Raw genomic sequence first — 15544 nt, forward strand, 5'->3', positions numbered from 1 at the left:
GCAGGAAAAGCGTGTAGGGTCATTTTTGCCGAGAACATTTCGCACCTGTGCGGTCAAGCTCAGGTCGTGCTCGGCGAAACCTCAACCGGCCATTTTTTCCGGCCGGAGACGGGAGTTCCGGCATGACGTCGGCTCCGCACCAGTCCATCGCCCCACCGGCCGTCACGGCCACCGAGCAGCCTCGGCACCACCAACTGCGACTGCGGTTGCGGCCGAAGGCGCTCACCACGGGGTATGTCGACGGTGCGTGGTGGCCGCGTTCCCGGGACCTCGCCGCCGAACTGCCGGCGCTGCTCGCGGTGCTGGCAGTTCGGCTGGGTGACATCCCGCGGGTGAGTTACACCCTGGCGGACTGGGGCATGGCCCCGCGTCAGATCGCGGTGGACGGCGTCCGCGTCCGCCTCAGCGGGTTCTGGTCCCGGCCGGCGCACACCCTCGACCTCGTCGCGGGTGACCGGCGCCGCATCGCGCTGCTCGTCGTCCCACCGGACACCGAGTCGTCCGCCGCCCACCACACGATGATGTCCGCCGTCCAGCGCGGCAACGCCGACACCGTCGAGGCCCTGCTCCGCACCGGCGTCCGGAGGTCCGAGGAGGCCGAGGGGTCCACTGTGGACAACTGGGAGGGCGAGGGCGGCCGGATACCCCAGCAGAAGACGAGAGAAGCACGATGACCGAACCGACTTCCACCTTCACCTCCTCCTACGAGCGCCGGCTCAAGGTGGTGCAGGACGTGCTGACCGGCCGCACCGAGCTCGGCGGCAAGCCCGCGCGGGATCTGGCCGTGCACGTGTTGCGCGCGCTCGACCACATCCCCGAGCGGGTGCGTTGACCTCCCGCCACAGCGGCGAGGCGCGATCGACGCGGGGCACTCGCCTGCTCCGCGTCGGCTGTGCGTTCACCTACCGTGCCGAGGTGCCCACACCGGCGGTCTTCATGGTGAGACCGGACCGGCAGAACCACGTGCGGGTGAGCGGCGAGAACCTCTTCGCCGAGCCCGAGGTTCCCGTGCGCGAACACTTCGACGTGTACGGCAACTGGCTCGCGCGTCTGGTGCTGCCGCCCGGACTGTCCACAGTGCGCTATGCCGCGTGGGCGGACGTGCCCGATCGCGTCGAGGACGTCGACGAGAACGCTCCGGAGAGGTGGCCCGACGACCTCCCCGGCGAAGTGCTGCTGTACACGTTGCCCAGCCGCTACTGCGTGTCCGACGTGCTCGGCGACGAGGCCTGGTCGAGGTTCGGCGCGCATCCGCCGGGCTACGGCAGGGTCCGGGCGATCTGCCGGCACGTGCACGAGTCGCTGGAGTTCGGGTACGGCACCTCCACGGTGTTGTCCACCGCGGCCGACGTCAACGCCACGGGGATCGGGGTGTGCCGGGACTTCACGCACCTGGCAATCTCGTTCTGCCGTGCTCTCAACATTCCCGCCCGCTACGTGTTCGGCTACCTGCCCGACCTGGACGTGTCGCCGGACGGCGCGCCGATGGACTTCGCGGCGTGGATGGAGGTCTGGCTGGGAGACCGCTGGTGGACCTTCGACCCGCGCAACAGCGTGCAGCGCAAGGGCAGGGTGGTGATCGGCCGTGGCCGGGATGCCGCGGACGTCCCCATGGTCACCACCTTCGGAGGTCCTGTGCTGGAGTCGATGGTCGTCCACGCCGAGGAGGACACGGCACCCGCCTGGCGATGAGGCCGCCGGTTGCTACGACCTGCGGGCCGTCAGCTCGGTCGTGCCGTCGACGACGTCCTGTGCCACCAGGCTCAGGTGCAGGCGGTTGCTCCTCGCGTGGTGGCGCAGGAGGTCGAACGCCTCGCCCATCTCGACCTGCAGGCGCTCGGCGAGCACACCTTTGGCCTGTTCGATGAGGACCCTGCTGCGCAAGGCGTGCCGCAACTGCTCCGCGAGCAGCTCCCGGCCACTGATGACCTGAGCCTGGAGAAGGCCGATGGTGGCCACGTCCGCCATCGCCCTCGCCACCCTGGCCCGCGCGTCGCCGAACGCGCTGTCCGCGACGGTGAAGAGGTTCAACGCGCCCACCGTCTGCTCGCGCAGCCGCATCGGTACGGCGTGCACCGCGCCGAACCCCGCCGTCACCGCCGCCGCGGAGAACGCCGGCCACCGCTGGCGCGGCTCGCTGAACCCGGCGGCCGTGAGCGGTTCGCTGCTCAGGTAGCACTCCATGCACGGGCCCTGCCTGTGCTGCAGCTCGAACAGTTCCAGCACGCGCGCACGTTCGCTGGAGGCACCGACCACCTGAAGTTCGCCTTGGTCGTCGACGAGCAGGATGCCGGCCGCGTCCACGCCCAGGGTCGTGACGCAGCGGTCAGCCAGCAGGTGCATGAACTCGACCGGGTCGAAGTCCGCGACCAGGGTGTCGGCGAGCTCGACGAACGTCTCGGCCAGGTTCTCCACGAGCATGTGAGCCACCTCGGTTCGTCTTTGCGGGGGCGATCGGGTTCTTCGGAGATCGGACCGGCACGGCGGGAACCCGGATGCCGGCAGCGCGACCGCGTGCTCGTGGTTCATGGTGCCGCTGTTGTGGTACTCGCGTCGACGAGATCGGCGAGGTCGAGTGCTCCGGTGTGGGACGGGTGCCTGCGCGCGTGCGCGGCGAGAGGGCGGAAGCGGTCGCGCATCCGAGCCGAACCGACGGTGGCCGCCGCCTCGAGTGCTCGCAGGCCGGTGGCGACGCCGACGTCGACGTCTCCTTCGACGAGCTGGCCGGTGGACAGCAGGATCAGGCTGAGGACCCGGCTTCGGAGCATGTCCTCGCCGTAGCCGTCGACCGCCGTGACGAGCAGCGGCACGGCGGTGCGCGCGTGGTGCAGCCCCGCGGTGTCCACCAGGGCCGAGTGCACCGCGCCCGCCATGGCCGAGAGGTCTGGCTCGGTGAAGAACATCGCCCAGCCGGCCACCTCGGTGCGGTCCGCGGCGCCGAACTGCTCCCGGCCGCGGTCGAGCAACGTCAGCGCGTGGTGCTCGGCGCCCTTCTGCGCACACGCCCACGCCGCGTTGACGGTCAGGATGCTGGCCGTGAGCCGGTCGCCGGAGCGCGCCGCCGCGAGGCGGCCGAGGTCGAAGTACCGCAACGCCTCGTCGAGGTTCCCGTGGTGCAGGTACACCCGGCCGAGCCGGTAGCACACGTTCGCGAGCAGGCCGTCGTCCCGGGCCACTCCGGCGAGTGCCAACGCGTGCGCGAAGTGGTTGTGCGCCGCCGTGACCTGACCGGCGTCGAACGACACCCAGCCGGCGAGGTTGCGCAGGTCGGCGAGAGCGACGTGCAACCGCCGCCGGACGTCGTCCGGCGCGGGGGCGACGAGCAGCGGGAGGTTCTCGCGGATCTGCGTTCGCACCCGGCCCAGGCAAGACTCACCCCCGTGGCGGTAGTCCATCTCGCGCAGCGCGCGGGTGTGCTGTTCCAGCCGGGTGACGTCGGACAGACCCATCATCGCGGGCAACACTCCAGACCGGGTGGGGTGGACGATGCACCGCCGGGGGCCGGGGCGGTCGTGGAGTTCTCACCTGACCGGGCCAGGCGCACAGGTGACCTTAGTGCGGTACCGGACCGGCTCACGCCGCCGTTCGGGCGTTGCTGGCCGACTTCAGCTTGCGTGCCAGGCGTTCCGGCTTCGGCCAGCGCACGGCGGTCGCCCAGCCGAGCAGCTCGAACACGCGGATCAGGCGCGCGGAGATGTCGATCTGACCACGACGGACTCCGTGCCGTGCGCACGTGGGATCGGCGTGGTGGGAGTTGTGCCAGGACTCGCCCATGGACAGGATCGCCAGGGGCCAGAAGTTCGCGGACTTGTCGCGCGCCTCGAACGGCCGGTCGCCGATCATGTGGCAGATCGAGTTGACCGACCACGTGACGTGGTGCAGCACGGCCACCCGCACGAGGCTCGCCCAGGAGAACGCCGTGAGCGCACCCCACCAGCTCCAGCTGATCAGCCCTCCGGCCACGGCGGGCGCGAGGAGGGTGACGGCCGTCAGCACGGGGAACAGGCGGTTGACCCGCTGGAGGTCGGGATCGGCCTCCAGGTCCGGTGCGAAGCGGGCGGCGTTGGTCAGGTCGCGGCGGAACATCCAGCCCATGTGCGCGTGCCAGAAGCCCTTGGCCAGCGCCGTGGCCGACGTGCCGAACAGCCAGGGGGAGTGCGGGTCGCCCTCGCGGTCGGCGAAGGCGTGGTGGCGGCGGTGGTCGGCGACCCAGCCGATGACCGGTCCCTGCATGGCCATGCTGCCGATCATCGCGAGCCCGATGCGCAGCGCCCAGGCGGCCTTGAACGCGCCGTGGGTGAAGTAGCGGTGGAAACCGACTGTCACGCCGAGGCAGGTGAGGGTGTAGAAGAACACGGCGAGACCCACGTCGGTCCAGCCCAGACCCCAGCCCCACGCGAACGGCACCGCGACGGCGAGCGCCAGCGCGGGAACGACCGCGAAGAGCTTGACCAGGAATCTCTCGAACGGGGAGTTCTCCCCCGCGAGCAGTGGCTGGGGTGTGGACTGCGTGCGGGGCACTGTCGTGGTCACGTCGCGAACCTCCGGACGGCGATCTTGTCGGTGCCGCCGGGGTCTCGGGCGAACGGTGATGTCAGTCAGAAAGGCTTACCCGTTGCCCCACCACCTTCAAACAGGCGCGAAACGATCTCACGGCGCCATCGCGGCGAGCACGTCGCCCACCGAGGTGGTGGCGAGGCCGATGGTCGCGTCGCTCGCGCCGTACGGGATCACGAGCGTGTCGCCGTGCAGCAGACCGCCGCACGAGTAGACGACGTTGGGCACGTAACCGTCGCGCTCAGCGGCGTTCGGCGTCAGCAGCGGCTCCGGCAGCGTGGCGAGCACCTTCGCCGGGTCGTCGAGGTCGAGCAGCATCGCTCCCATCGAGTAGAGCCGCATCGGACCGACCCCGTGGGTGAGGACGAGCCAGCCCTCGGGTGTCTCGACCGGCGAGCCGCAGTTGCCGACCTGGACGAGGTCCCAGTCCCTGCCCGGCGCCGCTACGGGCCGGGGTTCGTTCCACGACTTGAGGTCGTCGGACGTCGTCACAGCCGTGCTCTCGCCGTCGCCGCGGGACAGCGCGGCGAACCTGCCGCCGATGCGGCGGGGGAACAGTGCCATTCCCTTGTTGCGCGCGGCGGGACCGGTCAGCTGTGTGATCCGGAACGTGCGGAAGTCGTCTGTCTGCAACAGTTGCGGCGCCACGTCGACGCCGTCGTAGGCCGTGTAGGTCGCGTAGTAGGTCTGCGAGCCGTCGTCGTCGGAGAAGCGCACGAACCGCGCGTCTTCCATGCCGTGGCGTTCCGACGGGCCGGTCGGCCAAAGCACCCGGCCGTTGACCGCGGAGTCCTCCGGGAAGTCGGTGGTGTAGTTGCACGCGGCGATCCACCTGACCAGCTCGACCGTCCGGTGAGCCGCCTGCCTGGCGACCAGCTTGGGGTGCAGACCGGCCAGCAGCTCGTCGAGCTCCGCTCCGGTGAACCGCGCGGGCAACCACCGGCTGAGCACGGCCGACACCTCGTCGTCGTGGCCCCGCTCGGCGAGCTTGCCGAGGAAGAGACCCTTGTCGTGGATCGAGTCCCTGCGCAGCCCGGTGCTGATGACGCCCGGCTGCGAATCCACGGTGAGCACACCGCCCGGGCCCGCCACCCCGGTGCGGAAGCCGATCGAGGACAGGTGCCCCTCGCCGATGCCGCGCACGCTCAGCACGAACCGCAGCTGCCCCTGTGCCATCCCGCTCTGGTCGGGGTGGGCGACCATGGACGGGTTGCACAGCGCGGCACCCTCGACGGCGTACTCGTGGGTGAAGTAGGCGCCGATCAGGAGACGGCGGGACTCGGAGAGCTCGGCGTCCGCGGACAGCCGGTGGCTGACGCTCGCGAAGTTGTCCGCGAAGGTCCCGCGGACGTCCCGGTGCCGTCCGGCGAACAACCGGACCGTGCGGTCGAGCGCCGCGCACGCGGCCGGCTCGTCCAGCGCCATCACCCGCCGGATGACGGCCGCCGATCGCGACTCGTGCTCGGGCACCTCCTCGCCCGGCACGAACAGCTTGGTGATGACCCGGCGCGGGTCGGGGCGCAGCCGCAGCGGGCTGCGCGTGACGCGGGGGTTCATCCGGTGCTCCTCAGGAGCGTGCGCAGGTGTTGGCGGGTGGAGAGCAGCGCCAGGGTCGACTCGGCACCCTGGTTGGTGTTCGGACCGGCCGGCGTCAGGCCGTCGTAGCAGCCGCCGGTCTGTTCGTCCCGCATCAGCGAGCCGAGGTCGTTGTCCCCGCTGAACCAGGCGATCGCGCGGTGGACACCGGCGAGCCACGCGGGGTCGGAGGTGACCCGGTAGGCGCGGGCGCACGCGTCGGCCATCGCGGCGGCCTCGATGGGCTGCTGGTCGAAGGCAGGACGCGGCTCGCCGAGGAACCACCCGCCGGTCGGGACCGGTGAGAGGTGGAAGTCCCTGGACTCCACGGTCAGCAGCCAGTCCAGCAGCCGCAGCCCGTCGTCGCGGACCTCGTCGCTGCCGAGGAGGTCGCCCGCGGCGATCAACGCCTCGGGCAGCGCCGCGTTGGCGTAGAACAGCCGGTCCTCCGGCCACGGCCAGCTCTCGTCGGTGCGGGGCCCGCCGATGTAGGAGGTGATGTCGCCGAGCAGGGCGGCGGCGGAGGCGTGGAGGGGATCGGCGTCCAGCACCTCGGCGGCGCCGAGCGCGGCGAACGCCATCGTGCGCACCGACGGCGGCCGGTGGTGTGCGCCGCGGTCGAAGCACGCCAGCGCCGCCTGCTGGATGGCGGGCACCGTGCTGCGGGCGGCGGTGGTGCCGAGCCCCCACAGCGCGCGTCCCCACCAGTCGCCCAGACCCGGTTCGTCGAGCCAGCGGCGGTCGGGGCTGAGCCTGTTGTGGAAGCGCCCGTCCTCGGCCTGCGCGTAGGCGGTGAAGGCGAGGTAGTGCTCGGCCAGTGCGGCCAGGTCGGCGGGCAGGTCGGGTTCGCGGTGCAGCACCACCAGGCCTCGCGCGACGTCGTCGAGGCAGTAGCCGTGCTCCCGGCGCGGCAGCGGCCCGTCCGCGTGCTCGTGCAGACCGGTGTCGTCGCTCAGCCTGACCAGGTGGGCGAACTCGATGTCGCTCATCGCGTTGCGGCGACGCGGTCGGCGAACAGCCTGTCCGTCACCAGGTTGTCGCAGACGCCGCGGTAGCGGTCCGCCACGGCGGGCCAGCTCAGCACGGCACCCAGGTCCGCTGACCGGTCGCGCATCCCCGCGGCCAGTCCCGGTTCGGTCAGCACGCGCCGCAGCGCCGCGGCGATGGCGGCGGGATCCCGGTGCGGCACCAGCAGTCCGGCTCCGTCCGCGAGCAGTTCGACCGCGTGCGGGAAGACCGTCGCGACCACCGGTTTCCGCGCCGCGAGGGCCTCGACGAGCACCCCGGAGGTGACCTGCTCGGACGAGTCGTAGGGCAGCAGCACGACGTCGGCCCTGCCGACCAGGTCCGCCAGCGCCTCGGTGCCGAGGTAGGCCGGGTCGAACTCGACCAGGTCGGTCACCCCGGAGGCGTCGGCCTGCTCGCGCAGGTGCGTCCGGTACGCCTCACCCTCGTGTGCCAGCACCTTGGGATGCGTCTGGCCCGCCACCAGGTAGCGCGGTCTCAGGTCGCGCAGTGCGGCGAGCGCCGCGATGCCCCATTCGACGCCCTTGCCGCGGCCGAGCAGGCCCCAGGTGAGGACCAGCGGGCCGCGGCCCGGTGCCGAGGCGGCGGGCCTGTCGGCGGGCACGGCGCCGTGCGGGATCACCACGACCTCACCGGGCCGGTCGACCGCGTAGCCCGCCAGGAGACGGCTCCTGGCCGCTTCCGACATGGTGACCACGGCGTCGGCGTGGTCGACGACCGCTTCGAGCACCCGGCGTTGTCCCGGTGTGGGCGTGGTGAGCACCGTGTGCAGCACGACGACCACCGGGACCCGCAACCGGGCGAGCACGCCCAGCGCCTCGTCGCCGTCACTGCCGGCGTAGATCCCGTACTCGTGCTGGACCACCGCGACGTCACACCGGTTGAGCACCTCCGCGGCGGCGTCCACCGCTCCGGGACGCATGGGGTGGGCCGCCGACGGGGCGGCGGCGTGCGGTTCGGCGTCGGTCAGCACGCGGACCACGCGGCTTCTGCTGCCCGGGGTGGCGGCGGCCAGGTGGCGCTGGAGCGAGGCGGTGAACGTCGCGAGCCCGCATTGTGTCGGTGGGTAGGTGCTCAGAAAACCATAGGTGCGAACCATGAAGCGGCGGGCCTTTCGAGTCGGCGGCAGGCAGACGGGCGCACCGGCACGAGTCTGGTGCGAAGGGAGTCCACGAACGACTGTCGCGGTGCGGCGGTCAGGTGCGCGGGGTCATGCCCGCGTCCGCCAGTCCGGCGGGTTCAGCGCGGGAACGGTGGTGGCGGGGTCGGTGGCGAGCGGCCGCCAGCCGCCGGGGAACTGGCCGTCGGACACCGCGTCCGGCTTCCTCGTCATCCGAAGGCCGCGTGGTGTGGTGAGGTCGAGGCTGGTGCTGATCGGGCCCGAGATCATCTCGGTGCTCCCGCCTCCGTCCGGACCAGCCGGGCGGGGTCGCTGACACTCCGCAGGAGGCACCTGGCTCGGTCGCCGATGCGCGAGATCCCCTCGGACCACCCACTCTACGCCGATGACGGGTCCGCGCCGGTCGCAACGGGGTGACGGACCGGCGCGGACCCGGGAGGCCGCTCTCAGCCGAGCGTCCTGTGCACCGCCAACGCGTCGCCGAGGCCCGACAGCGTCAGGATCCGGTCCGGCGCACTGCCGCTCAGGCACGTCACGCGGAACACGCGGCCGGTGCGCTGGGCCAGGTAGGAGGCTTCGAGGAGCAACGCGATCCCCGAACTGCTGAGGTATCCCACCGCGGTCAGGTCGATGTCGACCGGCCGCCGGTCGTCGCGGCGGTCGACGTGGGCCATCACCCGTTCCCGGAGGTCCTCCACGGTGCCGGCGTCCAGGTCACCGGTGATGCGGAGCACGTGGGCGCCGTCCGACTCCTGCTCGGCCAGCTCGGACCGCACCGCCGGTGCCGGCGACGCGATCGGCGTCGTCGCGGCCGGCGAGGTGGCGAAGCGGAACCGGATCGTCGTGCCGGTGCCGCTGGTGGTCAGCTCGACGTCGTCGGCGAGCGCCCGGATCATCCGCAGGCCGCGCCCGCGGTGCCCCGGCTCCGCGTCCGGCGGACGCCAGGAACCGTTGTCCTCCACCGTCACCTGCACGGAGCCGCCGGTGTGCGCGAGGTGGGTCGAGAAGGTGCCGCGCGCCTGCTCGTAGGCGTGGTCCACCGCGTTGGCGGCCGCTTCGCCGTAGGCGAGCAAGAGGTCGTAGGACCTGTCCTCGGACAGGCCCGACACGGTCGTCCACTCGGACACCGCCGCGCGCAGCCCGGACAGCTGCTCCGGTTCGGCGGGGGTGGTCAGGTGCAACGGTGGTGGCAGGTAGCGGGCGACGACGAGCACCGCGTCGTCGTCCTGGCCGTGTGAGAGCAGGCCGCCCACGATCGAGTCGGTCAGCTCCTCAGGACCCCGTCCGCGCGCCTCCCGCACCAGGTCCAGCAGGCGGTCGGGTGCCGCTCCCGGCCCTCCGACCAGGCCGTCGGTGTGGAACACGATCGACGCGCCCGGTGACAGGACGGTGGTGTGCTCCTCGTACGGCGCTCGGCGCGGTGCGCCCAGGGCGGCGCCTCCCCCCGGGAGCAGCCGGGTGCCGCCGGAACCCGTGACCAGCGGTGGTGGGTGACCCGCGGTGGACCAGCGCACCCTTCCGGTGGTCCAGTCGAACGTGACGCAGGCGCACGTGCTGCCGGTGGAGCCGCCGACCCTGGTGGCGAAGGCGTCCAGCCGCTCCAGCGCCGCCGCCGGCGAGTGCCCGTCGACGAGGTAGCCCGCCAGCGCGCTGCGCAGCTGTGCCATCACCGCGGCCGCCGCGGGACCCTCGTGCGCGACGTCGCCGACCGAGAAGCCGACCACGGTGCCGTTGATCGGGAGCACCTCGTACCAGTCGCCGCCCGCGTGCGCGTGCGGTGACGCGGGCAGGTGGCGGGCGGACACGGCGAGCCGGTCGAGCACCGGTAACTCCCGGGGCAGCAGGCTGTGCTGCAGGGCGATGGCGGCCTCCCGTTCCCGCCGCAGCGCCGATTCCCGCTCGGCCTCGGCGCGCTGCCGTCCGGTCACGTCCCGCCCGATGGCCTGCATCCCGGCCGGGGTCGCCTGCGTGCTGAGCTCCAGCGCGACGAGAGCGCCGTCGGTACGGCGCAGGATCCACACCGCGGTCGTCCGGTCCACCGGCTCCTCGCCGTCCACGACGAGGTCCATCACCTCCGTCCCGACCAGCTCGTCGCGGCGGCGGCCCAGCAGTGCGCAGGCCGCCGGGTTCACCTCGACGAACCGCAGCTCGTGGTCGAGCAGCCAGACGGCGTCGGTGGCGTGGTCGACCAGCCGGCGCAGGCGCAGCTCGCCCTCGCGCCGGTCGTGGTCGGACCGGGCCCGGCGCATCGACTCCCAGCACCGTTCGGTGACGACGGCGACGAGGTCGACCTCGTCCTGGGTCCACTGCCTCGGCGTCGCGTGGTGCACGGCCATCGCGGCGACGAACCGCCCGCCGCGCAGCAGGGGGAGGCAGAGCGCCGCACGAACGCCGGTGCCGGCGTGCGCCGCCAAGTCCTCCTCGCCGAGGCGGGGGTCGTTCTCGTGGTCGGCGACGACCCACGGCTCACCGGCCCGCATGGCCCGCAGTGCCGCCGGACCGAGGTGCCGCATCGGGAACCGGCCGGTCAGCGGGGGCAGACCGGTGGCGTGGTCGCCGCTCAGGACGACGTCGTCCTCGTCCGCCCTGGCGTACGCGCAGCGGTCGACGTCGAGGTGCCGGCCGAGCAACCGGGTCGCCAGCTCCATCAGACCGTCGGGGTCCTCGAGCTTGCGCGACTCCTTCTCGAGCGCGGCGAGGAACCTCTCGCGCTCGGCGGGTGCCCGGTGCGGGGTGATGTCGACGAGCACGCCCTGGAGCCACCGGGCCACCGCGGACTCGTCCCGCTGCACGTGCGCCTTCTCCTGCAACCAGAGGATTCTTCCTCCGGCGTCGCGCACGCGGTAGGAGAGTTCGTAGTCGTCGTCCTCGGCGGCTCGGCTCCAGCGCTGCGCCTCGACCCTGGCCCGGTCACCGGGCAGGATCGCGGACGTCCAGAGCGCGGGGTCGTCGAGCCACCGGCGCACCGGATGACCGAGCAGCTGCTCGACGTGCCGGGAGAGGAACGTGAGCCGGCGCGTCACGGCGTCCGCCTCCCACAGGACCACCGGCAGGTTGTCGACGAACGAGCGCAGTCCCTGTGTCTTCGTGACGCTTTCGGTGGCGCTCATCCGTCCAACCTGTCATGAGGGAGAACCGGGGGCGAACCGGCCCGGCGGTGTACGGGTCAGGGTGCGACGACATCGCTCGCGCGATGCCACGATCTGCTGCTCCGCCTGCGAGCGCGGCAGCGGTGAGGCGACCAGCGGGCCACACCCGAACGCGATGAGTCCCGCCGCGATCGGGCTTTCCCGTGCCTGCCGCACCGCTAGGCGGGGCGCGTCCCGCACCGTCTCCACCGCTCGCTCCGCGTTGCCGGCGTTCCTCGCCTGGCACACCACGTCGTCACCTTCGTGGCGCACGACTTCTCCTCGGCTTCTCGGCTGGTGTTCGCAGTGCGAGCTACCCCGCGCCCAGAGGGTGCAAACTGCTTGGGAGCAAGGGAAGTTATTACGGTGCAAGGAGTTTCTCGTGTTCGATCGGGGGTAGCGTTCACACGCGCGTGCGGGAGGCCTCGCCTGCGTCGCCGTTGTTCTCGATCGCCTTCCGCCGCCGCTCGCGGTCGAGCCACCACATGGCCGGTGTCGCGGTCAGGCCGTGCAGCAAGATCGACCCGATGACGACGAGTCCGACGATCCGCCACAACGCGGCCTGCTCGGCGAAGACACCTTCCTGGAGGGCGTAGGTGACGTAGAACAGCGAGCCGACCCCGCGGACGCCGAAGAACGCGATGACGGCGCGTTCCCGGGGCCCGGTCCTGCCACCGGCCAGACCCGCCCAGCCCGCCAGCGGCCGCACCAGCAGCAGGACGACCGCGGCGACCGCGACCTCGCGCACACCGGTGCCGGCGAGCAGCCCGGAGACGGCGGCTCCGCCCAGCAGGAAGACGATCACGACGGTCAGCATCCGCTCGGCCTGTTCCACGTAGCGGTGCAACACCTGGTGGTAGCCGTGGTGCCGCTCGGCGGACCTGATGGAGCACGCGCACACGAACACCGCGATGAACCCGTAGCCCTCGGCGAGTTCGGCGAGACCGTAGGCGAGGAAGGTGGCGGCGATGGCGACGAAGCCCTCCGCGTGCTCGGCGAGGCGGAAGGTGCGCCACGACGAGGAGAAGAACAGCTTGCCCAGCGACCAGCCGATCAGCACGCCGACGACGAGGCCGCAGGCCAGCCGCCACAGCACGTCCACGGCGAGCCAGTGCGGCAGCCACAGCGAAGGTGCCACCCCGGCGACGCTGATCGCGATCGCGGCGTAGGTGAACGGGAAGGCCAAGCCGTCGTTGAGACCGGCCTCCGAGGTGAGCGCGAACCTCGCCTCGTCGTCGGTCTCGTCCGGGTTCTCCGTCGGTTCGGCCGCCTGCACCTCGCTCGCCAGCACCGGATCGGTGGGGGCGAGCGCCGCGGCGAGCAGGAGCGCGGCCCCGGCGCCGAGGCCGAGAGCGCCCCAGCCCAGCAGCCCCACGGAGAACATCGACAGGGGCATCGTGACGGCCAGCAACCGCCACGTGTTCGCCCAGCGGCGCAGTCCGACCACCCTGTTGAGCGCCAGCCCCGCACCCATCAGCGAGATGATCACGCAGATCTCGGTGAGGTGCAGCAGCACCGTGCTGTGGCGGAGGGGGTCCGGGTCGGGCAGCGGGTCGACGACCGCGAAGGTGAGGGCACCTGCTCCCAGGAAGAGCATCGGCAGGGAGACCGGTGCGCGGTCGAGCAGGCGCGGCAGCGTCGCCGCGGCGAGCGTCGCGAGTCCGGCACCGGTGTAGAGCAGAGGGCTCGGGTCCACCGTGCACCGTCCGTTCGGGCTGGGAGGCCCCAGTTACCCGGTGCCGCCGCGGGCAAACGGGTGGCGCGGGGCCAGGTAGGGTGGAGTCACCGAGGGCATGTCGCGCAGCAGCGGTCGAGCTGATGCCGCCTTGGGCGCACCACGCAGCCCGGCATCACCCCGTTCCCGCCCATGCTCATCGGAGTTCCGCATGCCCATGTCCACACCCCTGATCATCGACGTCGACGACCAGCCCGACACGACCGGCAGCTGCGCCGTCTGTCCCCACCCCTGGGCCGAGCACGACGCGCTCGGTGTGCGGTACTGCACCGCCACCACGGTGTCCGCGCTGCCCCGCGGCTGCATCTGCCCATGACCGCGAAAACCCTCACCACCGCGCGGTTGACGCTGCGCCCGTGGCAGGTCGACGACGCGCCGGCCGCTCTGGAGATCTACGGGCACGCGGAGGTGACCCGCTGGCTCAGCCCGGAGATGGACCGCGTCCCGGACAAGGCGGCGATGCGGTTGCTGTTGCAGCAGTGGGCCGCCGAGAACGCCCGCCTGCCGTCCGCGGCCGGCCGGTGGGCGGTCGAACGCACCGCCGACGGTCAGTTGATCGGCGGCGCGGTCCTGCTTCCGCTGCCGCCGGGCGAGGAGGACCTCGAGGTCGGCTGGCACCTCCGCCCCGACGCGTGGGGCAACGGCTACGCGACCGAGGCGACCCACGCGCTCGCCGAGTGGGCGTTCCGCCACGACGTGAACGAGGTCTTCGCCGTCGTGCGGCCGGGCAACACCCGCGCCGCCACCACCGTGCGGAACAACGGCATGCACTGGGTGGGGGAGACGACGAAGTACTTCGGCGTCGAACTGCAGGTGTTCCGCCTCCGCCAGGCCGATCTCGACCCGGCGGCGCCCCCGTCGCTGCGCCCGCCCGGCGACGACTGACCCGCACCTCCTGCTCCTCGGCCCCGCCGTGACGGCACCTCGGCGGGGCCGAGCCGTCTCCTGCGCGTTTGGCCGCCGGGATTCCGGCTATTCGCGGGGAGAGGCATCGACAGCCGCCCGGACCCGCGTGGTCTCGATTCCCTGCCGCGCGTGGTTCGCCGCACTGGAACTGTCCTATCAGGACGAAGCGCTCCCGCCGGGCGTGCGGGCCCGCGTGACCGTCGAGGCCGCGTCCACGAGGAGTTCGGCGTCACCGCTGTCGCCGAGGCCGCACACGACTGCCTGCGCGACGCGGTCGCGCCGGTCCGTCCGGGAGGTGTGCAGCGCGGCTCCGCGCCCACCACCGGCGGCATCGGCGACCGTCCTGCCTGAACCACGAGGATTTCCGACCACGGAGGCACCATGGCCACGGGCCACGACCACCCGCTCACCGAACTCGCCGCCGCAGGCGTGTCGATCTGGCTCGACGACCTGTCCCGCGAGCTGTTGTCCGGGGGCAGGCTGCAGGCGCTGATCGCGGACCGCGGCGTCGTCGGCATCACCACCAACCCGACCATCTTCGCGTCCGCGCTGGAACGGGGAGAGCGCTACACGCGGCAGCTCAGACGGCTCGCGGAGGTGGAGGCGAGCATCGAGGACATGGTCTTCGCCATCACCACCGACGACGTGCGGGAGGCCTGCCACGTCCTGCGACCGGTGTACGACCGCACGGACGGCGTCGACGGCAGGGTGTCGCTGGAGGTCGACCCCGGCCTCGCCCACGACACCCAGGCGACCATCGACCGCGCCCGTCTGCTCTGGTCGGCCGTCGACGAGCCGAACCTGCTCATCAAGATCCCGGCCACCACGGCGGGGCTCGACGCGATCACCGCGGTCATCGGCGAGGGCATCAGCGTCAACGTCACGCTCATCTTCTCCCTCGACCGGTACCGGGAGGTGGTCGACGCCTACCTCACCGGCCTGGAGACGGCTCGCCTCAACGGGCTCGACCTGGCCGGCATCCACTCGGTCGCCTCGTTCTTCGTGTCCCGTGTGGACACCGAGATCGACGCGCGTCTCGACGCCATCGGCACCGACCGCGCGCTCGCGGCCAAGGGCAGGGCGGCGATCGCCAACGCCCGTCTCGCCCACGAAGTCCACGTGACGAGCCTGGCCACGCGACGCTGGCGCGACCTGGCCGCGTCGGGAGCGCGGCCGCAACGACCGCTGTGGGCCTCCACCGGGGTGAAGAACCCTGCCTACCCGGACACGATGTACGTGTCCGAGCTGGCCATCCCGGGCACCGTCAACACCATGCCGGGACCGACGCTCGAGGCGTTCGCCGACCACGGCACCGTGACCCCCGTCGTGCTCGAAGAGGTCTACGGTCCGGCCCAGGACGTGCTCAGCGAGATCGCGCTGCTCGGAATCGACTACCGCGAGGTCACCGACGAGTTGGAACGCCAGGGTGTCCGCAAGTTCGTCGACAGCTGGGACGAGCTCGTGGAGACCGTCCGCGGCGAGCTCAGCCGCGACCTG

At 72.0% G+C, this 15544-nt stretch carries 17 protein-coding genes; 7 read left to right on the plus strand and 10 right to left on the minus strand.

Annotation, left to right across the window (positions count from 1 at the left end):
• Positions 1-122: 122 nt before the first annotated feature.
• The 3 genes from VF330_RS41385 to VF330_RS41395 all read left to right on the plus strand — a co-directional run bounded on the left by VF330_RS41385 (position 123) and on the right by VF330_RS41395 (position 1692).
• Positions 123-674, plus strand: a complete 552-nt coding sequence (locus VF330_RS41385) for a DUF5994 family protein (protein WP_330857233.1) — start codon at positions 123-125, stop codon at positions 672-674.
• Positions 671-832: a DUF6307 family protein gene (locus VF330_RS41390; RefSeq protein WP_330857234.1), complete on the plus strand. Its 162-nt coding sequence runs from the start codon at positions 671-673 to the stop codon at positions 830-832. Before VF330_RS41385 ends, VF330_RS41390 begins: the two co-directional genes overlap by 4 nt.
• A gap of 83 nt (positions 833-915) precedes the next feature.
• On the plus strand, positions 916-1692 hold the full coding sequence (locus tag VF330_RS41395; protein WP_330857235.1) for a transglutaminase-like domain-containing protein: 777 nt from the start codon (positions 916-918) through the stop codon (positions 1690-1692).
• Positions 1693-1704: 12 nt separating this feature from the next.
• Here the strand turns inward: VF330_RS41395 and VF330_RS41400 are convergent, their stop codons facing one another.
• From VF330_RS41400 to VF330_RS41445, 10 genes are all read right to left on the minus strand, one after another.
• The gene (locus VF330_RS41400) at positions 1705-2421 is read right to left on the minus strand and encodes a GAF and ANTAR domain-containing protein (protein ID WP_330857236.1); all 717 of its coding nucleotides are present in this window, start codon (positions 2419-2421) and stop codon (positions 1705-1707) included.
• Between the two features lie 104 nt (positions 2422-2525).
• The gene (locus VF330_RS41405) at positions 2526-3452 is read right to left on the minus strand and encodes a tetratricopeptide repeat protein (protein ID WP_330857237.1); all 927 of its coding nucleotides are present in this window, start codon (positions 3450-3452) and stop codon (positions 2526-2528) included.
• 121 nt (positions 3453-3573) lie between these two features.
• Positions 3574-4533, minus strand: a complete 960-nt coding sequence (locus VF330_RS41410) for an acyl-CoA desaturase (RefSeq protein WP_330857238.1) — start codon at positions 4531-4533, stop codon at positions 3574-3576.
• Positions 4534-4650: 117 nt separating this feature from the next.
• Positions 4651-6114, minus strand: coding sequence for a glycoside hydrolase family 130 protein (locus VF330_RS41415; protein WP_330857239.1), 1464 nt, complete (start codon positions 6112-6114; stop codon positions 4651-4653).
• Positions 6111-7121 (minus strand): hypothetical protein, encoded by a 1011-nt coding sequence (locus tag VF330_RS41420; RefSeq protein WP_330857240.1) that lies wholly within the window; start codon positions 7119-7121, stop codon positions 6111-6113. Before VF330_RS41420 ends, VF330_RS41415 begins: the two co-directional genes overlap by 4 nt.
• Positions 7118-8140, minus strand: a complete 1023-nt coding sequence (locus tag VF330_RS41425; RefSeq protein WP_330857241.1) for a glycosyltransferase — start codon at positions 8138-8140, stop codon at positions 7118-7120. Before VF330_RS41425 ends, VF330_RS41420 begins: the two co-directional genes overlap by 4 nt.
• Before the next feature lie 228 nt (positions 8141-8368).
• The gene (locus tag VF330_RS41430; RefSeq protein WP_089927626.1) at positions 8369-8548 is read right to left on the minus strand and encodes a hypothetical protein; all 180 of its coding nucleotides are present in this window, start codon (positions 8546-8548) and stop codon (positions 8369-8371) included.
• 176 nt (positions 8549-8724) lie between these two features.
• Positions 8725-11388, minus strand: a complete 2664-nt coding sequence (locus tag VF330_RS41435) for a SpoIIE family protein phosphatase (protein WP_330857242.1) — start codon at positions 11386-11388, stop codon at positions 8725-8727.
• Between the two features lie 12 nt (positions 11389-11400).
• Positions 11401-11679: a hypothetical protein gene (locus VF330_RS41440; protein WP_330857243.1), complete on the minus strand. Its 279-nt coding sequence runs from the start codon at positions 11677-11679 to the stop codon at positions 11401-11403.
• Between the two features lie 130 nt (positions 11680-11809).
• Entirely contained in the window at positions 11810-13102 is a 1293-nt protein-coding gene (locus VF330_RS41445; protein WP_330857244.1) for a cation:proton antiporter, read from the minus strand.
• A gap of 196 nt (positions 13103-13298) precedes the next feature.
• Here VF330_RS41445 and VF330_RS41450 point away from each other — a divergent pair, with 196 nt between their 5' ends.
• The 4 genes from VF330_RS41450 to tal all read left to right on the plus strand — a co-directional run.
• Positions 13299-13457: an RGCVC family protein gene (locus tag VF330_RS41450; RefSeq protein WP_176946913.1), complete on the plus strand. Its 159-nt coding sequence runs from the start codon at positions 13299-13301 to the stop codon at positions 13455-13457.
• Entirely contained in the window at positions 13454-14026 is a 573-nt protein-coding gene (locus VF330_RS41455) for a GNAT family N-acetyltransferase (RefSeq protein ID WP_090052826.1), read from the plus strand. Before VF330_RS41450 ends, VF330_RS41455 begins: the two co-directional genes overlap by 4 nt.
• 127 nt (positions 14027-14153) lie before the next feature.
• Positions 14154-14540: a hypothetical protein gene (locus VF330_RS42130; protein ID WP_414675549.1), complete on the plus strand. Its 387-nt coding sequence runs from the start codon at positions 14154-14156 to the stop codon at positions 14538-14540.
• Positions 14429-15544: transaldolase (gene tal / locus VF330_RS41465; protein WP_330857246.1), on the plus strand; the 1116-nt coding region annotated here is incomplete at its 3' end. The genes VF330_RS42130 and tal, both read left to right, overlap by 112 nt.

It is taken from the genome of Lentzea sp., from assembly GCF_036380075.1.
In the GTDB taxonomy this organism is placed as follows: Bacteria; Actinomycetota; Actinomycetes; order Mycobacteriales; family Pseudonocardiaceae; genus Lentzea.